Source organism: Actinokineospora auranticolor (assembly GCF_002934265.1).
Lineage (GTDB): Bacteria > Actinomycetota > Actinomycetes > Mycobacteriales > Pseudonocardiaceae > Actinokineospora > Actinokineospora auranticolor.
This window is the reverse complement of sequence record NZ_PTIX01000003.1, coordinates 123,943-145,916: the sequence shown is the minus strand read 5'-3', so window position 1 is coordinate 145,916 and position 21,974 is coordinate 123,943. Positions and strand designations below refer to the sequence as shown.

At 68.6% G+C, this 21,974-nt stretch carries 20 protein-coding genes; all 20 read right to left on the bottom strand.

Annotation, left to right across the window (positions count from 1 at the left end; all coding sequences use genetic code 11):
• Complete coding sequence (rplN, locus tag CLV40_RS06775; RefSeq protein WP_075977301.1) at nt 1-369, bottom strand: 50S ribosomal protein L14; 369 nt, start codon at nt 367-369, stop codon at nt 1-3.
• Between the two features lie 78 nt (nt 370-447).
• The gene (rpsQ, locus tag CLV40_RS06770; protein ID WP_104477979.1) at nt 448-738 is read right to left on the bottom strand and encodes a 30S ribosomal protein S17; all 291 of its coding nucleotides are present in this window, start codon (nt 736-738) and stop codon (nt 448-450) included.
• Complete coding sequence (gene rpmC / locus CLV40_RS06765) at nt 735-980, bottom strand: 50S ribosomal protein L29 (RefSeq protein WP_104477978.1); 246 nt, start codon at nt 978-980, stop codon at nt 735-737. The genes rpsQ and rpmC overlap by 4 nt, the downstream gene beginning before the upstream one ends.
• Nucleotides 980-1,399: a 50S ribosomal protein L16 gene (gene rplP, locus CLV40_RS06760; protein WP_104477977.1), complete on the bottom strand. Its 420-nt coding sequence runs from the start codon at nt 1,397-1,399 to the stop codon at nt 980-982. Before rplP ends, rpmC begins: the two co-directional genes overlap by 1 nt.
• A gap of 5 nt (nt 1,400-1,404) precedes the next feature.
• Complete coding sequence (rpsC, locus tag CLV40_RS06755) at nt 1,405-2,226, bottom strand: 30S ribosomal protein S3 (RefSeq protein WP_104477976.1); 822 nt, start codon at nt 2,224-2,226, stop codon at nt 1,405-1,407.
• Nucleotides 2,226-2,654: a 50S ribosomal protein L22 gene (rplV, locus tag CLV40_RS06750; RefSeq protein ID WP_104477975.1), complete on the bottom strand. Its 429-nt coding sequence runs from the start codon at nt 2,652-2,654 to the stop codon at nt 2,226-2,228. The genes rpsC and rplV overlap by 1 nt, the downstream gene beginning before the upstream one ends.
• A 49-nt stretch (nt 2,655-2,703) precedes the next feature.
• A complete protein-coding gene (gene rpsS, locus CLV40_RS06745; protein WP_104477974.1) occupies nt 2,704-2,985 on the bottom strand; it encodes a 30S ribosomal protein S19 in 282 nt (93 codons plus the stop codon).
• Nucleotides 2,986-3,003: 18 nt separating this feature from the next.
• The gene (gene rplB, locus CLV40_RS06740) at nt 3,004-3,837 is read right to left on the bottom strand and encodes a 50S ribosomal protein L2 (RefSeq protein ID WP_104477973.1); all 834 of its coding nucleotides are present in this window, start codon (nt 3,835-3,837) and stop codon (nt 3,004-3,006) included.
• 14 nt (nt 3,838-3,851) lie between these two features.
• Nucleotides 3,852-4,151, bottom strand: a complete 300-nt coding sequence (gene rplW, locus CLV40_RS06735; RefSeq protein WP_104477972.1) for a 50S ribosomal protein L23 — start codon at nt 4,149-4,151, stop codon at nt 3,852-3,854.
• The gene (rplD, locus tag CLV40_RS06730; RefSeq protein ID WP_104477971.1) at nt 4,148-4,825 is read right to left on the bottom strand and encodes a 50S ribosomal protein L4; all 678 of its coding nucleotides are present in this window, start codon (nt 4,823-4,825) and stop codon (nt 4,148-4,150) included. The genes rplW and rplD overlap by 4 nt, the downstream gene beginning before the upstream one ends.
• A gap of 1 nt (nt 4,826) precedes the next feature.
• Nucleotides 4,827-5,477: a 50S ribosomal protein L3 gene (gene rplC / locus CLV40_RS06725; RefSeq protein WP_104477970.1), complete on the bottom strand. Its 651-nt coding sequence runs from the start codon at nt 5,475-5,477 to the stop codon at nt 4,827-4,829.
• A 33-nt stretch (nt 5,478-5,510) separates the two neighbouring features.
• Nucleotides 5,511-5,816, bottom strand: coding sequence for a 30S ribosomal protein S10 (gene rpsJ / locus CLV40_RS06720; protein ID WP_003938093.1), 306 nt, complete (start codon nt 5,814-5,816; stop codon nt 5,511-5,513).
• A gap of 346 nt (nt 5,817-6,162) precedes the next feature.
• On the bottom strand, nt 6,163-7,356 hold the full coding sequence (tuf, locus tag CLV40_RS06715; RefSeq protein WP_104477969.1) for an elongation factor Tu: 1,194 nt from the start codon (nt 7,354-7,356) through the stop codon (nt 6,163-6,165).
• A gap of 133 nt (nt 7,357-7,489) precedes the next feature.
• Nucleotides 7,490-9,589, bottom strand: a complete 2,100-nt coding sequence (gene fusA / locus CLV40_RS06710; protein WP_104477968.1) for an elongation factor G — start codon at nt 9,587-9,589, stop codon at nt 7,490-7,492.
• A 67-nt stretch (nt 9,590-9,656) separates the two neighbouring features.
• Nucleotides 9,657-10,127: a 30S ribosomal protein S7 gene (gene rpsG, locus CLV40_RS06705; RefSeq protein WP_018682836.1), complete on the bottom strand. Its 471-nt coding sequence runs from the start codon at nt 10,125-10,127 to the stop codon at nt 9,657-9,659.
• 1 nt (nt 10,128) lies between these two features.
• Nucleotides 10,129-10,503, bottom strand: coding sequence for a 30S ribosomal protein S12 (gene rpsL, locus CLV40_RS06700; RefSeq protein ID WP_104477967.1), 375 nt, complete (start codon nt 10,501-10,503; stop codon nt 10,129-10,131).
• Between the two features lie 542 nt (nt 10,504-11,045).
• Nucleotides 11,046-11,966, bottom strand: coding sequence for a DUF4082 domain-containing protein (locus tag CLV40_RS06695; RefSeq protein WP_181043359.1), 921 nt, complete (start codon nt 11,964-11,966; stop codon nt 11,046-11,048).
• 26 nt (nt 11,967-11,992) lie between these two features.
• Nucleotides 11,993-14,089, bottom strand: a complete 2,097-nt coding sequence (locus tag CLV40_RS06690; protein WP_181043358.1) for a glycosyltransferase 87 family protein — start codon at nt 14,087-14,089, stop codon at nt 11,993-11,995.
• Nucleotides 14,090-14,264: 175 nt separating this feature from the next.
• A complete protein-coding gene (locus CLV40_RS06685) occupies nt 14,265-18,161 on the bottom strand; it encodes a DNA-directed RNA polymerase subunit beta' (RefSeq protein WP_104477964.1) in 3,897 nt (1,298 codons plus the stop codon).
• A 92-nt stretch (nt 18,162-18,253) separates the two neighbouring features.
• The gene (rpoB, locus tag CLV40_RS06680) at nt 18,254-21,757 is read right to left on the bottom strand and encodes a DNA-directed RNA polymerase subunit beta (protein ID WP_104477963.1); all 3,504 of its coding nucleotides are present in this window, start codon (nt 21,755-21,757) and stop codon (nt 18,254-18,256) included.
• Between the last annotated feature and the right edge of the window lie 217 nt (nt 21,758-21,974).

Below are 21,974 nucleotides of genomic sequence, written 5' to 3'. Positions count from 1 at the left end.
TCAGAGCACCTCCGGCGCCAGCGAGATGATCTTCATGAACTTCTTGTCGCGCAGCTCGCGGCCGACCGGGCCGAAGATGCGGGTACCGCGGGGCTCACCCTCGTTCTTGATGAGCACGGCGGCGTTCTCGTCGAAGCGGATGTAGGACCCGTCCGGACGGCGGCGCTCCTTGACGGTGCGGACGACGACGGCCTTGACCACGTCACCCTTCTTCACACCGGCACCCGGGATCGCGTCCTTGACGGTGGCGACGATGATGTCGCCGATGCCCGCGTAGCGGCGGCCGGAGCCACCGAGAACACGGATGCAGAGGATTTCCTTCGCACCGGTGTTGTCGGCGACCCGGAGCCGCGACTCCTGCTGGATCACTTGCTTACTCCCTGACCATTCTTGGCCTGCCAGATTGCCGACCTGACAGGCTCGGCCTTGCTAGCTGGAAAACGCTGGTTACTTGGCCTTCTCGAGGATCTCGACCAGCCGCCACCGCTTGGTGGCCGACAGCGGTCGGGTCTCCATCAGCAGGACGCGGTCACCGACGCCCGCGCTGTTCTCCTCGTCGTGCGCCTTCACCTTGGTGGTGGAGCGCAGGACCTTGGCGTAGCGCGGGTGCTTCTTGCGGTCCTCGAGCGCGACAACGATGGTCTTGTCCATCTTGTCCGAGACCACGAGGCCCTCGCGGACCTTGCGGGTGTTGCGCGCCTGGACCTCGTCAGTGGTCGCGGTCTGGTTCTCGCTCATGCGGCACCTTCATCGTTCGTCGCGTCCGGGGACTGCGAGAGGCCGAGCTCGCGCTCGCGCATCACGGTGTAGACCCGGGCGATGTCGTGCCGAACCGTGCGCAGCCTGCGGTTGTTGTCGAGCTGCCCGGTCGCCATCTGGAAGCGGAGGTTGAACAGCTCTTCCTTGGCCTCGCGCAGCCGCAGGACCAGTTCCTCGTCGGTCAGCTCGCGAAGGTCGGTGGCGGTGGTGCCAGCGGCCATCAGAAGTCACCACCCTCACGCGTGACGATCCGGCACTTCATCGGGAGCTTGTGGATCGCGCGGCGCAGCGCCTCGCGAGCGATCTGCTCGTTCGGGAACGACATCTCGAACATCACGCGCCCCGGCTTGACGTTGGCCACCCAGTACTCGGGCGAACCCTTACCGGAACCCATGCGGGTCTCGGCGGGCTTCTTGGTCAGCGGGCGGTCCGGGAAGATGTTGATCCAGACCTTGCCACCACGGCGGATGTGCCGGTTGATGGCGATACGAGCCGACTCGATCTGCCGGTTGGTCACGTAAGCGGGCTCGAGCGCCTGGATGCCGAACTCGCCGAAGGTGACCTTCGTGCCGCCCTTGGCCGCACCCGAGCGCTTCGGGTGGTGCTGCTTGCGGTGCTTGACCCTGCGCGGGATGAGCACTGGGATCAGCCCTCCCCGTTGGAAGCCTCCGCCGCGGGGGCGTCGGCCTTCGTCTGTGCCTCGGCGGCCGCGCGGCCCGCCTCGGTGCTGGTGGCGGTGGTGCCGGAGGCACCGGAACGGCGAGCGCGGTTCGGGCGCTCGCGGCGCGGCTCGCGACGGGTGTCCGGAGCGGCCGAGCGGGCCTCCTGCTCGCGGCGACCGCCGACGACCTCGCCCTTGTAGATCCACACCTTGACGCCGATGCGGCCGAAGGTGGTGCGGGCCTCGAAGAAGCCGTAGTCGATGTCCGCGCGCAGCGTGTGCAGCGGGACCCGGCCCTCGCGGTAGTGCTCGGAGCGGGACATCTCGGCACCGCCGAGACGGCCACCGCACTGCACCCGGATGCCCTTGACCTGCGGCGAGCGCATGGCCGACTGGATGGCCTTGCGCATCGCGCGGCGGAAGGACACGCGGTTGGACAGCTGCTCCGCGGTCACCTGGGCGACCAGCTGGGCGTCCGACTCGGGGTTCTTGACCTCGAGGATGTTGAGCTGCACCTGCTTCTTGGTGAGCTTCTCCAGCTCACCGCGGATGCGGTCCGCCTCGGCGCCGCGGCGGCCGATGACGATGCCCGGGCGAGCGGTGTGGATGTCGACGCGCACGCGGTCACGGGTGCGCTCGATCTCCACGCGGGAGATGCCCGCGCGCTCCATGCCCTTGGACAGCAGCTTGCGGATCTTCACGTCCTCGGCCACGTACTCCGCGTACTGCTTGTCGGCGTACCAGCGGGACCGCCAGTCGGTGGTGATCCCGAGCCGGAAGCCGTGCGGGTTGATCTTCTGCCCCATTAGCGGGCACCACCCTTCGTGCTCGTCTTGCGAGCCTTGGCGGCCTGCGGCTTCTGCACCGGCCGGGACTCGACCTCGACCGTGATGTGGCTCGTCCGCTTGCGGATCCGGTACGCCCGGCCCTGCGCGCGCGGCCGGAACCGCTTCAGCGTCGGGCCCTCGTCCACGTACGCCACGGACACCCACAGGGTGTCGGGGTCGAGGTTGAGGTTGTTCTCGGCGTTGGCGACGGCACTGGCCAGCACCTTCGCGACCGGCTCACTGGCAGCCTGCGGCGCGAACCGGAGCACGGCCAGGGCCTCGCTTGCGCTACGTCCCCTGATGAGCTCGACGACGCGGCGCACCTTCATCGGCGTGGCGCGAACGTAGCGAGCCCGAGCCACGGCGCGCGGGAACTCCGCGGCCTCGGCGTCGTTGCGGGCGTTCATCGCTGCTTCCCCTTGCTCTTCCTACTTGCTCTGGTGATCGAGCCGCCGACTAGCGGCGACGGGCCTTGCGGTCGTCCTTGACGTGGCCCTTGAACGTGCGGGTCGGGGCGAACTCGCCCAGCTTGTGACCCACCATGGCCTCGGAGACGAACACCGGGACGTGCTTGCGGCCGTCGTGCACCGCGATGGTGTGACCCAGCATGTCCGGGGTGATCGTGGACCGGCGGGACCAGGTCTTGATGACGGTCTTCTTACCCGAGTCGTTGAGCGCGTCCACCTTCTTGAGCAGGTGGTCGTCCACGAACGGGCCCTTCTTCAGGCTGCGTGGCATTGTCTTCTACCTCCCTGCTCAGCGCTTCTTGCCGGTACGGCGGCGGCGGACGATCAACTTGTCACTCGCCTTGCGGCGGCGGGTGCGGCCTTCGGGCTTACCGGCCGGGTTCACCGGGTGGCGACCACCGGAGGTCTTGCCCTCACCACCACCGTGCGGGTGGTCGACCGGGTTCATCGCGACACCGCGGACGGTCGGGCGCTTGCCCTTCCACCGCATGCGGCCCGCCTTGCCCCAGTTGATGTTGGAGTGCTCGGCGTTGCCGACCTCACCGACGGTGGCGCGGCAGCGCACGTCCACGTTGCGGATCTCGCCCGAGGGCATCCGCAGCTGGGCGTAGGGGCCGTCCTTCGCGACGAGCTGCACGCTGGCGCCCGCGGACCGGGCGATCTTGGCGCCGCCACCGGGGCGGAGCTCGATCGCGTGGATCACGGTACCGACGGGGATGTTGCGCAGCGGCAGGTTGTTGCCCGGCTTGATGTCGGCGCGGGGGCCGTTCTCAATCGGGTCGCCCTGCTGCAGCTTGTTCGGCGCGATGATGTAGCGCTTCTCGCCGTCGGCGTAGTGCAGCAGCGCGATGCGCGCGGTGCGGTTGGGGTCGTACTCGATGTGCGCGACCTTGGCCGGAACGCCGTCCTTGTCGTTGCGCCGGAAGTCGATCAGCCGGTACGCGCGCTTGTGACCGCCACCCTTGTGCCGGGTGGTGATCTTGCCGTGCGCGTTGCGGCCGCCGCGCCCGTGCAGCGGGCGGATCAGCGACTTCTCCGGCGTCGACCGGGTGATCTCGGCGAAGTCCGAGACACTGGCGCCGCGACGACCGGGGGTCGTCGGCTTGTACTTGCGGATACCCATGTCTGCTCAGTCCCTTACGCGGCCGGGCCGCCGAAGATCTCGATCGGCTTGCTCTCGGCGGACAGCGTCACGATTGCCCGCTTGGTGTCCTTGCGCTTGCCGTACCCGGTGCGGGTGCGCTTGCGCTTGCCGTTGCGGTTCAGCGTGTTGACGCTGACGACCTTGACGCCGAAAACCTTCTCCACGGCGATCTTGATCGCGGTCTTGTTGGCGCTCGGGTGCACCACGAAGGTGTACTTGTTCTCCTCGAGGAGCCCGTAGGACTTCTCGGAGATCACCGGCGCGAGAAGGATGTCGCGGGGGTCGGGGATCACTTGTCCTCCTCCGAAACCTCGGCCGAGCTCGCCTTGGCCTTGGCGACCTTCACCGGCCGGGACAGGAAGTCGTCCAGGGCGGCCTTGGTGAACACCACGTCGTCGTTGACCAGCACGTCGTAGGTGTTGAGCTGGTCGGGCGCGATCACGTGCACGTGCGGCAGGTTGCGCACCGACACCCAGGCGACGTCCTCGTCGCGGGTGAGCACCAGCAGCAGGCGCTTGGCCGCGGTGACCGACTCCAGCAGCTGGCGCGCGGTCTTGGTGGACGGGGTGTCGCCGTCGATCAGGGCGGTCACCACGTGCACCTGGCCCGCGCGGGCCCGGTCGGAGAGCGCACCGCGCAGCGCGGCGGCCTTCATCTTCTTGGGCGTCCGCTGCGAGTAGTCGCGCGGCTGCGGGCCGTGCACGACGCCACCGCCGACGAACTGCGGCGCGCGGGTCGAGCCCTGGCGGGCGCGGCCGGTGCCCTTCTGCCGGTACGGCTTCTTGCCGCCACCGGAGACCTCACCGCGGGTCTTGGTCGAGTGCGTGCCCTGGCGCGCGGCCGCGAGCTGGGCCACGACGACCTGGTGCATCAGCGGGACGTTGGCCTGCACGTCGAAGATCTCGGCGGGCAGGTCGACCGAACCGTCGGTCTTGCCACCGGGGGCCTTGATGTCAACGCTGGTCATCTCAGGCACCGCCCTTCGCAGCGGTCTTGAGGAACACCAGACCGCCCTTGGGGCCGGGGACGGCACCCTTGATCAGGATCAGGCCGGAGTCGGCGTCGACCCGGTGCACCTTCAGGTTCTGGGTGGTGACCCGGACGTTGCCCATGCGACCCGCCATGCGCAGGCCCTTGAACACGCGACCGGGGGTGGCGCAACCGCCGATGGAGCCCGGGGAGCGGTGCTTGCGCTGGGTGCCGTGCGAGGCGCCCAGACCCTTGAAGCCGTGCCGCTTCATGACACCCGCGGTGCCCTTGCCCTTGGTGGTGCCGGTCGCGTCCACGACCTGGCCCGCCTCGAACACCTCGGCGGTGATCTCCTGGCCGACCTCGTAGGTCTCGGCGTCGGAGGTGCGCAGCTCGGCGAGGAAGCGGCGCGGGGTGACACCGGCCTTGGCGAAGTGCCCGGACTCGGGCTTGTTCACCTTGCGCGGGTCGATGGCGCCGTAGGCGAGCTGCACGGCGACGTAGCCGTCGTTGTCGGCCTTGCGCACCTGCGTGACCACGTTGGGCCCCGCCTTGACGACGGTGACCGGAACGATCCGGTTGTTCTCGTCGAAGACCTGGGTCATCCCGAGCTTCGTGCCCAGGATTCCCTTCATCTGCCTGTCAGACATGACTGTGTTTCTCTCCGCCGCTCAGCGCCGCACTTACTGGATGTTGACGTCGACACTCGCCGGCAGGTCGATGCGCATGAGCGCGTCCACCGTCTTCGGCGTGGGGTCGAGGATGTCGATCAGACGCTTGTGCGTACGCATCTCGAAGTGCTCGCGCGAGTCCTTGTACTTGTGCGGCGAGCGGATGACGCAGTAGACGTTCTTCTCCGTGGGCAGCGGCACCGGCCCCACGACCCGCGCGCCAGTGCGCGTCACGGTCTCCACGATCTTGCGCGCGGACGCGTCGATCGCCTCGTGGTCGTAGGCCTTGAGCCGGATGCGGATCTTCTGTCCCGCCATGGTGGCTTGCCGTTCCTCTAGTTCGTTGCGATGTCGGCAGACCTATGTCAGGCCGGACCGCGCCGCTTCCCTGTTCACATGCTGCGATCCACCGGCTCCCGGTCCACGAGGTCGGGCGTGTCGCGCCGTACCCTCATGGCGGTCCCTTGGACGAAATCCTTGGGCTAGCCGCGCATCGTCTGTCTTGGAGGAACCCCCGCTAAGGAGTCCCAGCTCTCACGCGGAGGCGGCCGGGAAAAGAGCTTCACCGGCCGCCCCGCGACGAGCAACCCATAAAGGATGCCACACGCTCTCGTGGCGATCCAAATCGGGGGGTCGGACCCGTGGTCCGACCCCCCGATGGGAACTACTTGATGATCTTGACGACCCGGCCCGCGCCGACGGTGCGGCCACCCTCGCGGATCGCGAAGCGCAGACCCTCGTCCATCGCGATGGGCTGGATCAGCGCGACGGTCATGCCCGTGCTGTCGCCCGGCATGACCATCTCGGTGCCCTCGGGGAGGGTCACGACGCCGGTCACGTCGGTGGTGCGGAAGTAGAACTGCGGGCGGTAGTTGTTGAAGAACGGGGTGTGACGGCCGCCCTCGTCCTTGCTCAGGATGACGACCTGGGCCTCGAAGTCGGTGTGCGGGGTCGTGGTGCCCGGCTTCACGATGACCTGGCCGCGCTCGATGTCCTCGCGCTTGATGCCGCGGAGCAGGAGGCCGACGTTGTCGCCCGCCTGGCCCTGGTCGAGCAGCTTGCGGAACATCTCGACACCGGTGACGGTGGTCTTCTGCGCCTTCTCGCGGATGCCGACGATCTCGACCTCCTCGTTGACGTTGATGATGCCGCGCTCGATCCGGCCGGTCGCGACGGTGCCGCGGCCGGTGATCGTGAAGACATCCTCAACGGGCATGAGGAAGGGCTTGTCGGTCTCGCGCTCCGGCTCCGGGATGGCCTCGTCGACCGCGTCCATGAGCTCGATCAGGCGGGCGCCCCACTCGGCGTCGCCCTCGAGGGCCTTGAGCGCGGAGACGCGCACGACCGGCAGGTCGTCGCCCGGGAACTCCTGGGCGGAGAGCAGCTCGCGGACCTCGAGCTCGACGAGCTCCAGGATCTCCTCGTCGTCCACCATGTCGGCCTTGTTCAGGGCGACGACGATGTACGGCACGCCGACCTGGCGGGCGAGCAGCACGTGCTCACGCGTCTGCGGCATCGGGCCGTCGGTCGCGGCGACCACCAGGATGGCGCCGTCCATCTGCGCCGCACCGGTGATCATGTTCTTGACGTAGTCCGCGTGACCCGGGCAGTCGACGTGCGCGTAGTGGCGCTTCTCCGTCTGGTACTCGATGTGCGCGATGGAGATGGTGATGCCGCGCTGCTTCTCCTCCGGCGCCTTGTCGATCTCGTCGAACGGCGTGAAGGGGTTCAGGTCGGGGTACTTGTCGTGCAGGACCTTGGAGATGGCCGCGGTCAGCGTGGTCTTGCCATGGTCGATGTGACCAATGGTGCCGATGTTGACGTGCGGCTTGGTCCGCTCGAACTTGGCCTTCGCCACTGGACTGTCCTCCTGGACTGGATTTGCTTTTCTCCGCTACCCGAGTCGGACATTATCCGGCCTGCCCGGGAGCGGCTATCTGGGTCTGTGCGGGCAGCGGGGCCGGGTGGCCCCGCCTCACGCGGGTAGGGGACTACTCCCCCGTTGCCTTGGCGATGATCTCCTTCGAGACGTTCGCGGGAACCTCTGCGTAGGAGTCGAACACCATCGAGTAGTTGGCCCGACCCTGGGTCTTCGACCGCAGGTCGCCCACGTACCCGAACATCTCCGACAGCGGGACCAGCGCCTTGACGACGCGGGCACCGCTGCGCTCCTCCATGGCCTGGATCTGGCCGCGGCGGGAGTTCAGGTCGCCGATGACGTCGCCCATGTAGTCCTCGGGCGTGGTCACCTCGACCGCCATCAGCGGTTCCAGGATCACGGGGCTCGCCTTGCGGGCGGCCTCCTTGAGCGCCATGGAACCGGCGACCTTGAACGCCATCTCGGAGGAGTCGACCTCGTGGTAGGCACCGTCGAGCAGCGTCAGCTTCAACCCGACCAGCGGGTATCCGGCGAGCACACCGTACTGCATGGCGTCCTGCGCACCGGCGTCGACCGAGGGGATGTACTCCCTCGGGACGCGACCACCCGTGACCGCGTTGTCGAACTCGTAGAGCGCGCCGTCCGTGCTGGCCAGCGGCTCCAGCTTGATGACGACCTTCGCGAACTGGCCGGAGCCACCCGTCTGCTTCTTGTGGGTGTAGTCCAGCTTCTCGACCGTCTTGCGGATGGTCTCGCGGTAGGCCACCTGCGGCTTGCCGATGTTGGCCTCGACCTTGAACTCGCGGCGCATGCGGTCCACCAGGATGTCCAGGTGGAGCTCGCCCATGCCCGCGATGATGGTCTGGCCGGTCTCCTGGTCCAGGTTGACCTTGAAGGTGGGGTCCTCCTCGGCCAGCTTCTGGATCGCGGTGCCCAGCTTCTCCTGGTCGGCCTTGGTCTTGGGCTCGATGGCGACCTGGATGACCGGGTCCGGGAAGGTCATCGACTCCAGCACGATCGGGTTCGCCGGGTCGCACAGGGTCTCACCGGTGGTGGTGTCCTTGAGCCCGATGACCGCGTAGATGTGACCGGCGATGGCCTCGTCGACCGGGTTCTCCTTGTTGGCGTGCATCTGGAAGAGCTTCCCGATGCGCTCCTTGCGGTCCTTGGTCGAGTTGATGACCTGGGACCCGGAGGCGACCCGGCCCGAGTAGACCCGGACATAGGTCAGCTTGCCGAAGAACGGGTGGACCGCGATCTTGAAGGCCAGGCCGGAGAACGGCTCGTCCTTGCTCGGCGCGCGGGTCACCTTGGTCTCGCCGTCCTGCAGGGTGCCCTCGACCGGCGGCACGTCCAGCGGGGCGGGCAGGTAGTCGATCACGGCGTCGAGCATGGGCTGCACGCCCTTGTTCTTGAACGCCGAGCCGCAGAGCACCGGGTACGCCGAGCGGTCGTTCACGATCTTGCGGATGCCCGCCTTGATCTGCTCGACCGACAGCTCCTCGCCACCGAGGTAGAGCTCCATGAGCGCGTCGTCGGTCTCGGCGACGGCCTCGATGAGCGCCTCGCGGTACTCGGCGGCCTTCTCGGCCAGATCCGCGGGAATCTCCTCGACGGCGTAGTCCTCGCCCTTCTTGACCTCACCGCGCCAGGTCAGCGCCCGCATCTCCACCAGGTCGACGACACCGATGAAGTCGGACTCGCTGCCGATCGGCAGCTGCAGCGGCAGCGGTTTGGCGCCGAGGCGCTCCGAGATGGTGCGCACGGTGAAGTAGAAGTCGGCGCCGAGCTTGTCCATCTTGTTGACGAAGCAGATGCGCGGCACGTCGTACTTGGTGGCCTGGCGCCACACCTGCTCGGACTGGGGCTCGACGCCCTCCTTGCCGTCGAAGACGGCGACAGCACCGTCGAGCACCCGCAGCGACCGCTCCACCTCGACGGTGAAGTCGACGTGCCCGGGGGTGTCGATGATGTTGATCTGGTGGTCTTTCCAGAAGCAGGTGGTGGCGGCGGAGGTGATGGTGATCCCCCGCTCCTGCTCCTGCTCCATCCAGTCCATGACCGCGGCGCCGTCGTGCACCTCGCCGATCTTGTAGCTGATCCCGGTGTAGAAGAGGATCCGCTCGGTCGTCGTGGTCTTGCCCGCGTCGATGTGAGCCATGATCCCGATGTTGCGGACCTTGGCCAGGTCGGTCAGCACGTCGAGTGCCACGGGTTCTTCCCCTGTCCTTGAGCTACGGCGCCGCTGGGGTCCCGGCCGGGTCGGCCGGGACCCGTGCTCACCAGCGGTAGTGGGCGAAGGCCTTGTTGGACTCGGCCATCTTGTGGGTGTCCTCGCGGCGCTTGACGGAGGCGCCAAGGCCGTTCGAGGCGTCGAGGAGTTCGTTCATCAGCCGCTCGATCATGGTCTTCTCGCGGCGGGCCTGGGAGAAGGAGACGAGCCAGCGCAGCGCCAGGGTGGTGGAGCGACCCGGCTTGACCTCGATCGGCACCTGGTAGGTGGCGCCACCGACGCGGCGGCTCTTCACCTCGATGGTGGGCTTCACGTTGTCGAGCGCGCGCTTGAGCGTCACGACCGGGTCGGTGCCGGTCTTGTCGCGGGCACCCTCGAGGGCGCCGTAGACGATCCGCTCGGCGACGGAGCGCTTGCCGTCCTTGAGCACCTTGTTGATCAGCTGGGTGACCAGCGGCGAGCTGTACACCGGGTCGGAGATCAGCGGCCGCTTCGGGGCCGGTCCCTTACGGGGCATGTCAGCTCTTCTCCTTCTTCGCGCCGTAGTGGCTGCGGGCCTGCTTGCGGTTCTTCACGCCCTGCGTGTCCAGCGAGCCGCGGATGACCTTGTAGCGGACACCCGGGAGGTCCTTCACTCGACCACCGCGCACGAGCACCATCGAGTGCTCCTGCAGGTTGTGGCCCTCGCCAGGGATGTAGGCCGTGACCTCGATACCGCTGGTCAGCTTGACGCGAGCGACCTTGCGGAGCGCGGAGTTCGGCTTCTTCGGGGTGGTGGTGTACACGCGGGTGCACACGCCACGCCGCTGCGGGCTCCCCTTGAGAGCCGCAGTCTTCTGCTTGGCGACCTTGTCCTGGCGGCCCTTGCGGACCAGCTGCTGGATCGTGGGCATAGACCGGCTTTCTCTTTCACTCTCGACACCCGCGGGGCGCCGAAGGCTCTGTGTACTTGCGTTCCTGCTCTTCCGCCCGCCCCCCGAGGTCGGGCGTGTCGCCCGATCTCGCGGCACCCGCGCGGGGAAGAGAATCATCCCAACGGGGTTCGGGAGGAACTCCGGCGTGACTGGCAGGAGTCCACTCCGCGAAGGTCGGTTGAACGACCCCGCCGAAGCGAACCGCGCGGCACAGGCACACGGACCGACCCGACATGGGTCGGGCACGAGTAGCAAAGATACCGTGGCTGCGTCCCAGTGGTCAAAACGGGGGTACCCGACAACGGCCGGGCGAGCTCGACCCGAACGAGCGAAGGTCACCACCTCTTGGGGTGACACAGACCATCAACGCAGGTGGGACGCGGAAGATTCCCCGCGCGCCGCTCCCGCGCACCGCGCAGGCGGCCGACGAGCCCCGCGCGCAGGCGCGCCGGAGCGGGTGCGGATCCGCCGAGCGAGGCACAGCGGACGGGGCGCGGTCCCGCCGGTGAACGGACGTCGGACTACCGGGTCGGCGCGAAGATCGGGATCGTCCAGTAGTAGCTGGCCTCGAACGACTTGTCCGGGAAGCCACCGCTCTCCGGGACGGGTCCTTCGTCGGCGTAGCGGTACACGCCCGCGTTGGGCCTCGTGATGAAGGGGGCGCGGACGGTGGTCGCGGTGAAGTGGCGCGCGGTGACCGGGTAGCGGCCGTAGGGCGTGTAGTACGAGGCCACATAGGTCTGTCCGGGTCGGACGGGAACCGGTGTGTCGAAGGTGAACTCGTTGCTGAACCAGGTGGCGGGCCCGGCTTCCGCGAGCAGCTTGCCGTCGGCCGACCAGAGCCTACCGACGCGCTCGCCCCGGCCCTGGTCGTAGAAGTTGTAGCCCAGCACGCCGGTGATGTGGCCGGGCCGGTCCACGGCGAACCGGATGCCCAGTTCCACCGGCCGCGGGTCGTCGTCGATGCGCAGGTAGCGGGTGTCGCCGCGGTTCGGCTGCCAGAACTCGCAGCGCTCGCAGGCCAACTTCGGCAGCGGCCCGGTGCCCGCGTGCAGCGGCAGCGCGGTCTGCCAGACCTCGACCTCGTCCTCGGCCGTCGCGCGGGAGATGACCGAGCGGGCGCCGGGGGCGGTGAAGGCGTGCTCGATGCTCCACGGGCCCGTGCCCTGCGCGCGCAGCCAGGTCCGCCCGGCGTCGAAGGAGATGTCGACGGCGGTGACGCGCTTGGCGACCGGGCCGTCGTAGCTGGCCTCGCCCGCGAACAGGACCGGGACGCCGACCGGCAGGACGTCGTCGGCCAGCGGCAGCGCGATGGTGGACCGCACGACCCCCGTCGTCACGCTCGGGTCCGGTTTCCCCGTGTCGGGCGTGGACCGGGCGCTCGCGGCCACCACGGGGAACAGGAGCAGCCCGAGGAGCACCGCGGCCAGCTTGCGCGGCAAGGGGGCCTCCGCTTGGTTGGACCGGGTCAGCCGGTTGGCTCGAAGACCGGCGAGACCCAGTAGTTGGCGCCGTTGTAGGTCTGGTCGGGCCGTGCCCGCGCGGGGCCGTAGAGGCCGGGGGCGCCGTACGGGAACGGTTGGAAGTTGTCGTACCCGGCGATGATCGGCGGGTTGCCGACCGGGCCGGTGAAGTACGCGGGTGTGGCGAAGTAGGTGCCGGTCGGGGCCGTGTACGAGACGACGTAGTCGGTGTGCGAGTCGACGGGTACCGGCCGGGCGAAGTCGAGCCGGGGGAAGGCGCCGGTGTCGGACGTCTCGGCCAGCAGCCCGCGCGGCCCCCACAGGCGCGCGGTGGTGCCGGGTTCGAGCGGTGCCGCGTCGGCCAGCTTGACGCCCGTGACGGTGCCGGGGCGGTCGGTGAAGAACCGGAACCCGAGTTCGAGGGGCTCCCGCTCGGTGTAGAGACGGGAGCGGTCGGGGGCCGCGGGCGGGTTGAACGTGCAGGGGCAGGTCACGGCGGGCCGCGTGCCGTCGGTGATCCGCAGGTTGAGGGCGATGCTGGTGGTGCTGACCCAGTTGTCGGTGACCACGCGCGTCCACACCCGCAGCGAGCCGATCTGCCAGTCGGCTGGGGTGATCGTGTACTGCCACGAGGTCTCGCCCGCGCCCGCGATCACCACGAAGTGGTCGTTGTCGTGCAACGAGATCTCGGTGTACTTGACCCCGTCGGCGCCGACGCCGGTCGACTCACCGCGCAGGGTGACCGGTACCCCGGTCTGCACGAGTGTGTTGTCCGCCGGGGACAGGACGCGCGCGGCGGGCGACGCGGGTTCCGCGCTCGCCAGTCCGGGCAGGGCTAAACACAGGAGTAGGGCGACCGCTGCGATTCTACCGAGCACGGAGCCTCCCGACGCGACCGCCGAAACCGTTGGCCTGCAACGTATCGGAGGCCAATCGAGTCCGAACGCGGCCAGACGGGTGACACGCCGGGTCCGGCGCAGCGGGGTGGGCTGAGCGGGAGCGAACGGCCGTCGTGGGTCCACGGGATGAGTGGTCTGCACCGGGTGGCGCAGCCGATCGGCGGCGCGTCCCCCCGCCGCCGCGCCGAGCACGGCCAGGAACAGCAGCAGGTACAGGTTCCCGACCACGAACCGCAGCGGGCCGCCGGTCAGCGCCGCCGGACCGCTCCCGTCCGGCGGGTCGGCCAACGCCAGGACCCAGGGGAACGTGCCGACCAGCAGCGCGCCCGGCACCACCCAGATCCGTTCACGACGGCGGAAAACCCGGTCGACCACCACCGCGGTCAGCGGGACGACCCAAACCCAGTGGTGCCCCCACGACCAAGGCGACACCGCGGCACCCGCGAGCCCGACGACCGTGGCACCGAGCAGGCGCTCACCGCGGCGGGTGACCAGCGCCGCGACCAGCAGCGCCGCGGCGCCGAGGACGCAGGCGGTCACGGCCCACACCCAGGGCTCGAACCCCGCGCGCAGCAGCATCCCGCGCAGGGACTGGTTGTGCGGCGAGGTCAGGTCGGCGTAGATGCGGCCGGTGTCCGCGAACGCCCCTTTGAGCCAGTAGTTCGCGGAATCGGCCGGGCGGACGAGGAAGCCCGCCACGACCGTGCTCGTGGCGACCAGCGCGGCCACCGCCGCGTCCCGGAACCGGCGCACGGCCACCAGGTAGCCGACGAAGATCAGCGGGGTCAGCTTCAGGCCCGCGGCCAACCCGATGCCGATACCGCGCCCCCGGCCGGTGACGTCGACCAGGACCAGGGCGAGCAGGAGCAGGTTGATCTGCCCGACGTAGACGCTGGCGTGCACGGCCTCGGTCAGCAGCACGACGGCCGCGATCGGCAGCACGGCCCGGAGCCGCACCGCACGGCACGCGCGGTGGACGGCGAAGAGGAGCAGCGCGCCGTTGACCGCGACCACCAGGACCTTCGCCGCGGTGAGCGGGACCAGGGCCAGCGGTGTGAAGACGATCGCGGAGAAGGGCGGGTAGGTGAAGCGGAGGTCCTGCCAGACGGGGTTGCCGTAGAGGTCACCCCCGCGCAGCACCACCTCGCCACCGGCCCGGTAGACCGCCAGGTCCACGGCATCCGCGAAACCGGCCAGAACCACGACAACACAGACGAAAACGGCGGCGACGAGCCGCCCGAGTGTCCACAGCCAGTCGTACGGCCCAGCCCCGCTCCCGCGCCTACCGCCCCCAGCACATATTTCGGCCCGGCGAACGGGGATGGCCCCGGGAGCCGTGGGGCTCCCGGGGCCATCCCGGTGGAACGACCGCGGTGGGTCAGCGGTAGTCGCGGCCGAAGTCGTAGTCGTCCAGCGGAACCGCGGCACCGGTGCCGGTACCGAAGACATCCGGGGTGTAGTAGCCGTCGTCGTAGGACGGGATCGCGTACGCGGCGACCCGGGCCTCCTCGGTCGGCTGGACCTGGATGTTGCGGTACTTGTTGATGCCCGTACCGGCCGGGATCAACTTACCGATGATGACGTTCTCCTTGAGGCCCACCAGCTTGTCGCTGCGGCCGTTGATGGCCGCGTCGGTGAGCACCCGGGTCGTCTCCTGGAAGGAGGCGGCCGAGAGCCACGAGTCGGTGGCCAGCGACGCCTTGGTGATACCCATCAGCACCGGGCGACCGGAGGCGGGCTCGCCACCGGCGGCCACGACGCGGCGGTTCTCCGACTCGAACTCGGCCCGCTCGATGAGCGCGCCGGGCAGGAACTCGGCCGCACCGCTGTCGAGGATCGTGACCCGGCGCAGCATCTGCCGGACGATGACCTCGATGTGCTTGTCGTGGATCGACACACCCTGGGCCCGGTACACCTTCTGGACCTCGTCCACCAGGTGCAGCTGCGCCTCGCGGGGACCCATCACGCGCAGGACCTCGTGCGGGTCCCGGGTGCCCTCCAGGAGCTGCTGGCCGACCAGCACGTGGTCACCGTCGGACAGCGGGCCGTCCGGGGTGGCCGCGAGCCGCTGGCGCTTGGACAGCTTCTCGAAGATGATCTCCTCGCTGCCGTCGTCCGGGATCAGCGTGATCTTCCAGAACCGGTCGCCGTCCTCGATCCGGACGCGGCCGTCGACGTCGGCGATGGGCGCCTTGCCCTTGGGCACGCGGGCCTCGAAGAGCTCCTGGACACGCGGCAGACCCGTGGTGATGTCGTCGTTGACCACGCCACCCTGCTGGAAGGTGCGCATGGTCAGCTGCGTGCCGGGCTCACCGATGGACTGCGCGGCCACGATGCCGACGGCCTCGCCGATGTCGACCAGCTGGCCGGTCGCCATCGAGCGGCCGTAGCAGGTGGCGCAGACGCCGACCTGGGCCTCGCAGGTGAGCACGGAGCGCACCTTGACGTTGGTGACGCCCGCGTCGAGCAGCTTCTCGATCGCCGGGTCGCCCAGGTCGTCGGCCCGGTTGAGCAGGACCTCGCCGTTGGGCGCCTTGACCTCGTCGGCGACGCAGCGCGCGTAGACGCCGGTCTCGACGTACTGGGCGCGCTCGACCTTCTCGCCGAACTGCTCGCCGAGCTTCATCACGATGCCGCGCGTGGTGCCGCAGTCGACCTCGCGGACGATGACGTCCTGCGAGACGTCCACCAGACGACGGGTCAGGTAGCCCGAGTCGGCGGTGCGCAGCGCGGTGTCGGCCAGACCCTTGCGGGCACCGTGCGTGGCGATGAAGTACTCCAGCACCGACAGGCCCTCGCGGAAGTTGGCCTTGATCGGCCGCGGGATGAACTCGCCCCGCGGGTTGGTGACCAGGCCGTTCATGCCCGCGAGCTGGCGGATCTGGGTCATGTTGCCCGCCGCGCCGGACTTCACGATCGTCGGGATCGGGTTGTCGTCGGGGAAGTTCTCCTCCATGGCGCGCGCGACGTCCTCGGTCGCGTTCGACCACACCTTGACCAGCTCGTTGTTGCGCTCCGACGCGGAGAGCTGACCGCGCTGGTAGCGCTTCTCGACGGTGTCGGCCTTCTTCTCGTACTCGTCGAGGATGCCCTGCTTGGCGGGCGGCACGACGACGTCGGAGATGGCGATGGTGACGCCCGAGCGGGTGGCCCAGTAGAAGCCCGCGTCCTTGAGCTTGTCCAGCGTCCGCGCCACGGTGACCATCGGGTACCGCTCGGCGAGGTCGTTGACGATCGCGGCCTGCCGCTTCTTCGGCATCGGCTCGTTGATGAACGGGTAGTCCGGCGGCAGCAGCTCGTTGAACAGCACCCGGCCGAGGGTGGTCTCGGCCAGCCACGGCTGGCCCGGGGTCCACTCCTCCGGCTGCATCTCCGGGCTCGGGTACCGGTCCGAGATCCGGATCTTCACCGCGGACTGCAGGCCGATGACCTTGCGGTCGAAGGCCATGATCGCCTCGGCGGGCGAGGAGAACGCCAGGCCCTCACCCAGGCCGCCCGCCTTCGGGCGGGTCAGGTGGTAGAGGCCGGTGACCATGTCCAGACGCGGCATCGCCAGCGGGCGACCCGACGCCGGGGACAGGATGTTGTTCGACGACAGCATCAGGATCCGGGCCTCGGCCTGGGCCTCGGCCGACAGCGGCAGGTGCACCGCCATCTGGTCACCGTCGAAGTCGGCGTTGAACGCCTCGCAGACCAGCGGGTGCAGCTGGATCGCCTTGCCCTCGACCAGCTGCGGCTCGAAGGCCTGGATGCCGAGTCGGTGCAGGGTGGGCGCGCGGTTGAGCATCACCGGGTGCTCGGTGATGACCTCTTCCAGCACGTCCCACACGGCGGGGCGGGCGCGCTCGACCATGCGCTTGGCGGACTTGATGTTCTGCGCGTGGTTGAGGTCGACCAGCCGCTTCATCACGAACGGCTTGAACAGCTCGAGCGCCATCGCCTTGGGCAGGCCGCACTGGTGCAGCTTGAGCTGCGGGCCGACCACGATGACCGAACGGCCGGAGTAGTCGACGCGCTTGCCGAGCAGGTTCTGCCGGAACCGGCCCTGCTTGCCCTTGAGGAGGTCGGACAGCGACTTCAGCGGCCGGTTGCCCGGGCCGGTGACCGGACGGCCGCGGCGGCCGTTGTCGAACAGCGCGTCGACGGCCTCCTGCAGCATCCGCTTCTCGTTGTTGACGATGATCTCGGGCGCGCCGAGGTCGATCAGCCGCTTCAACCGGTTGTTGCGGTTGATCACGCGGCGGTACAGGTCGTTGAGGTCCGAGGTGGCGAAGCGGCCACCGTCGAGCTGGACCATCGGCCGCAGGTCCGGCGGGATCACCGGGACGCAGTCGAGGACCATGCCCATCGGCGAGTTCCGGGTGGCCTGGAACGCCGCGACGACCTTGAGCCGCTTGAGCGCGCGCAGCTTCTTCTGGCCCTTGCCGGAGCGGATGGTCTCCCGCAGGTTGTCCGCCTCGGCGTCGACGTCGAAGTCGCGGGCCAGGGTCTGGATGGCCTCGGCGCCCATCGAGCCGGTGAAGTAGTCGCCGTAGCGGTCGATCAGCTCGCGGTAGAGCAGTTCGTCGGCGATGAGCTGCTTGACGTCGAGCTTGGTGAAGGTGGACCAGATCTCGTCGAGGCGGTCCAGCTCGCGCTGGGCGCGGTCGCGGAGCTGGCGCATCTCCCGCTCGCCGCCCTCCTTGACCTTGCGGCGCACGTCGCTCTTGGCGCCTTCGGCCTCGAGCTGGGCCAGGTCGGCCTCGAGCTTCTGGGCGCGGCCCTCGATGTCGGCGTCGCGCTTGTTCTCCACCTGGCGGCGCTCGACGCTCATCTCCGACTCGAGCGTCGGGAGGTCGTTGTGGCGCAGCTCGGTGTTCACCGTGGTGATCACGTACGCGGCGAAGTAGATGATCTTCTCGAGGTCCTTGGGCGCCAGGTCCAGCAGGTAGCCCAGGCGGCTCGGCACGCCCTTGAAGTACCAGATGTGGGTGACCGGCGCGGCCAGCTCGATGTGGCCCATGCGCTCGCGGCGCACCTTGGCGCGGGTGACCTCGACGCCGCAGCGCTCACAGATGATGCCCTTGAAGCGCACGCGCTTGTACTTGCCGCAGTAGCACTCCCAGTCCCGGGTGGGACCGAAGATCTTCTCGCAGAACAGACCATCCTTTTCCGGCTTCAGGGTCCGGTAGTTGATGGTTTCGGGCTTCTTGACCTCGCCGAACGACCACTGGCGGATGTCATCGGCGGTGGCGAGGCCGATGCGGAGCTCATCAAAGAAGTTAACGTCCAGCACGCGGAGTTCCTTCTCCCCTTTGCTTACAGCTTGGTGATGGGGGATGGTGCCCGCGCGGTGACCGGAAACCGGTCACCGCGCGGGTGGCGAGATCAATTGACGACGTCGTCCACAGACGGGGATTCGTTGCGGGACAGGTTGATGCCCAGGTTGGCGGCGGCGCGCTCCAGGTCCTCGTCGTCCCCGTCGCGCATCTCGATGGCGGCGCCGTCGCTGGACAGCACCTCCACGTTCAGGCACAGCGACTGGAGCTCCTTGAGGAGCACCTTGAACGACTCGGGGATGCCCGGCTCGGGGATGTTCTCGCCCTTGACGATGGCCTCGTAGACCTTCACGCGGCCGACCACGTCGTCGGACTTGATCGTCAGCAGTTCCTGCAGCGTGTAGGCCGCGCCGTAGGCCTGCATCGCCCAGCACTCCATCTCACCGAAGCGCTGGCCACCGAACTGGGCCTTACCGCCGAGCGGCTGCTGGGTGATCATCGAGTACGGGCCGGTCGAGCGGGCGTGGATCTTGTCGTCGACCAGGTGCAGCAGCTTGAGGATGTACATGTAGCCGACCGAGACCGGGTACGGGTACGGCTCGCCGCTGCGGCCGTCGAACAGCGTCGCCTTGCCGTCCTCCTTGACCATGCGCTCGCCGTCCCGGTTGGGGCGGGTCGAGGCCAGCAGGCCGGACAGCTCGTTCTCCCGGACGCCGTCGAACACCGGGGTGGCGGTGTTCGTGTCGGGCTCCACGTCGTGCAGGTCCTCGGGGAGCATGCTCGCCCACTCCGGGTTGCCCTCGATCTGCCAGCCCTGCTTGGCGATCCACCCGAGGTGGGACTCCAGGATCTGGCCGATGTTCATCCGTCGGGGCACACCGTGGGTGTTCAGCACGACGTCGACGGGGGTGCCGTCGGCGAGGAACGGCATGTCCTCCACGGGGAGGATCTTGCCGATGACGCCCTTGTTGCCGTGGCGGCCCGCGAGCTTGTCGCCGTCCTGGATCTTGCGCTTCTGCGCCACGTAGACCCGGACCAGCTCGTTGACGCCGGGGGGCAGCTCGTCCTCGTCCTCGCGGGAGAACACCCGGATGCCGATGACCTTGCCGGTCTCGCCGTGCGGCACCTTCAGCGAGGTGTCGCGGACCTCGCGGGCCTTCTCGCCGAAGATCGCGCGCAGCAGCCGCTCCTCCGGGGTCAGCTCGGTCTCGCCCTTCGGGGTGACCTTGCCGACCAGGATGTCGCCCGCGCCGACCTCGGCGCCGATCCGGATGATGCCGCGCTCGTCCAGGTCCGCCAGGACCTCCTCGGAGACGTTCGGGATGTCCCGGGTGATCTCCTCGGCGCCGAGCTTGGTGTCCCGCGCGTCGATCTCGTGCTCGTCGATGTGGATCGAGGTGAGCACGTCGTCCTGCACGAGGCGCTGCGACAGGATGATCGCGTCCTCGTAGTTGTGGCCCTCCCACGGCATGATCGCCACGAGCAGGTTCTTGCCCAGGGCCATCTCGCCGTCTTCGGTGCACGGCCCGTCGGCGATGACCTGACCCGCCTCGACCCGGTCGCCCTCACCGACGATGGGCTTCTGGTTGATGCAGGTGCCCTGGTTGGAGCGGCGGAACTTGTGCATGCCGTAGGTCTGGCGGGTGCCGTCGTCGGCCATCACGGTGATGAAGTCCGCGGACAGCTCCTCGATCACACCGGCCTTGGCCGCGACGACCAGGTCGCCGCCGTCGACCGCGGCGCGCAGCTCCATGCCGGTGCCCACCAGCGGGGACTCGCTGCGCAGCAGCGGCACGGCCTGGCGCTGCATGTTCGCGCCCATGAGCGCGCGGTTGGCCGCGTCGTGCTCGAGGAACGGGATCATCGCGGTGGCGACCGAGACCATCTGCCGCGGCGAGACGTCCATGTAGTCCACGTCGAAGGGCTCGATGAACTCGACGTCCCCGCCCTTCTTGCGGACGAGCACGCGCTCCTCGGCGAAGTGGTTCTGGTCGTCGAGCGGCGCGTTGGCCTGCGCGATGACGTGCCGGTCCTCCTCGTCCGCGGTCAGGTAGTCGATCTGGTCGGTGACCTGGCCCTCGACGACCTTGCGGTACGGCGTCTCGATGAAGCCGAACGGGTTGACCCGCGCGTAGCTCGACAGCGAGCCGATCAGGCCGATGTTCGGGCCTTCCGGGGTCTCGATCGGGCACATGCGGCCGTAGTGGCTGTGGTGGACGTCGCGGACCTCCATGCCCGCGCGCTCGCGGGACAGACCGCCGGGACCCAGCGCCGAGAGGCGGCGCTTGTGGGTCAGACCGGCGACCGGGTTGGTCTGGTCCATGAACTGCGAGAGCTGCGAGGTGCCGAAGAACTCCTTGATCGCGGCCACCACGGGCCGGATGTTGATCAGGGTCTGCGGGGTGATCGCCTCGACGTCCTGGGTGGTCATCCGCTCGCGGACGACGCGCTCCATGCGGGAGAGGCCGACCCGGATCTGGTTCTGGATCAGCTCGCCGACGGTGCGCAGGCGGCGGTTGCCGAAGTGGTCGATGTCGTCGACCTCGACCGGCACCTCGACGGCGTCCTCGCCCTTGCCCACGGTCATCGTGGTGTCACCGGCGTGCAGGCGCACCAGGTACTCGATGGTGGTGACGATGTCGTCCTCGGTGAGCACGCCGACGTCGGTGGGCAGCCGCAGGCCGAGCTTCTTGTTGACCTTGTAGCGGCCGACCTTGGCCAGGTCGTAGCGCTTGTCCTTGAAGAACAGGTTCTCCAGCAGGGTCTGCGCGGACTCCTTGGTCGGCGGCTCGCCCGGGCGCAGCTTGCGGTAGATGTCGAGCAGCGCCTCGTCGGTGCCCGCGGTGTGGTCCTTCTCGAGGGTCGCGATCAGCGTCTCGGAGAAGGAGAAGCGCTCGCGGATGGCCTCGGTGGTCCAGCCGAGCGCCTTGAGCAGCACGGTGACCGGCTGGCGGCGCTTGCGGTCGATGCGCACGCCGACGGTGTCGCGCTTGTCGACGTCGAACTCCAGCCACGCGCCGCGGCTCGGGATGACCTTGACGCTGAAGACGTCCTTGTCGGTGGTCTTGTCGATCGCGGTGTCGAAGTAGACGCCCGGGGAGCGCACCAGCTGCGAGACCACGACCCGCTCGGTGCCGTTGATGACGAACGTGCCCTTGTTCGTCATCACCGGGAAGTCGCCCATGAAGACGGTCTGGCTCTTGATCTCGCCGGTGGTGTTGTTGGTGAACTCCGCGGTGACGAACAGCGGCGCCGCGTAGGTCATGTCCTTGTCCTTGCACTCCTCGACCGAGGCCTTGACCTCGTCGAAGCGCGGGTCGGAGAAGGAGAGCGACATGGAACCGGAGAAGTCCTCGATCGGCGAGATCTCGTTGAGGACTTCCTCAAGGCCACCGACGGGGTTCTCGTCGCCTGCGTCGACGCGGCGCTGGAACCACGCCTCGGCGCCGGTGAACCACTCGAACGACTGGATCTGCAGGTCCAGCAGGTTGGGGGTGCCCAGGGGCTCGCGGATCTTCGCGAAGGAGACCCGGCGCGGGGCGCCCGGGATGCCCGAGTTCGAGGGGGTGGAGTTGGTCGCAGCAGTGGCCTTGGTCGCGCGGGAGACTGCCAAGATGCGTCCTTCCAGGACTATGAGCGGTTGACAGCCGCGTCGGCAAGACTTATAACGCGTCTGTCAAGGGTGCCGTGGTGCCCAACATCCTAGCTCTTGGCAAAGGGCGTGCGGAAAGTGGGCAGCGCAAAGGGGCAGTCTAGCCACTATAGAGGCGACTGTCGAGGCCCGCCGCTCAACTCGGTCCTCCCGCTCAGTACGTGCTGGGTAACAGCCT

Bases quoted from the DNA above. Each gene is read 5' to 3' on its own strand.
- rpsQ (WP_104477979.1), bottom strand. From the start codon at position 738: ATGAGCGAGAACCAGACCGCGACCACTGACGAGGTCCAGGCGCGCAAC.
- rpmC (WP_104477978.1), bottom strand. From the start codon at position 980: ATGGCCGCTGGCACCACCGCCACCGACCTTCGCGAGCTGACCGACGAG.
- rpsC (WP_104477976.1), bottom strand. From the start codon at position 2,226: ATGGGGCAGAAGATCAACCCGCACGGCTTCCGGCTCGGGATCACCACC.
- rplV (WP_104477975.1), bottom strand. From the start codon at position 2,654: ATGAACGCCCGCAACGACGCCGAGGCCGCGGAGTTCCCGCGCGCCGTG.
- rpsS (WP_104477974.1), bottom strand. From the start codon at position 2,985: ATGCCACGCAGCCTGAAGAAGGGCCCGTTCGTGGACGACCACCTGCTC.
- rplB (WP_104477973.1), bottom strand. From the start codon at position 3,837: ATGGGTATCCGCAAGTACAAGCCGACGACCCCCGGTCGTCGCGGCGCC.
- rplD (WP_104477971.1), bottom strand. From the start codon at position 4,825: ATGACCAGCGTTGACATCAAGGCCCCCGGTGGCAAGACCGACGGTTCG.
- rplC (WP_104477970.1), bottom strand. From the start codon at position 5,477: ATGTCTGACAGGCAGATGAAGGGAATCCTGGGCACGAAGCTCGGGATG.
- rpsJ (WP_003938093.1), bottom strand. From the start codon at position 5,816: ATGGCGGGACAGAAGATCCGCATCCGGCTCAAGGCCTACGACCACGAG.
- rpsG (WP_018682836.1), bottom strand. From the start codon at position 10,127: ATGCCCCGTAAGGGACCGGCCCCGAAGCGGCCGCTGATCTCCGACCCG.
- rpsL (WP_104477967.1), bottom strand. From the start codon at position 10,503: ATGCCCACGATCCAGCAGCTGGTCCGCAAGGGCCGCCAGGACAAGGTC.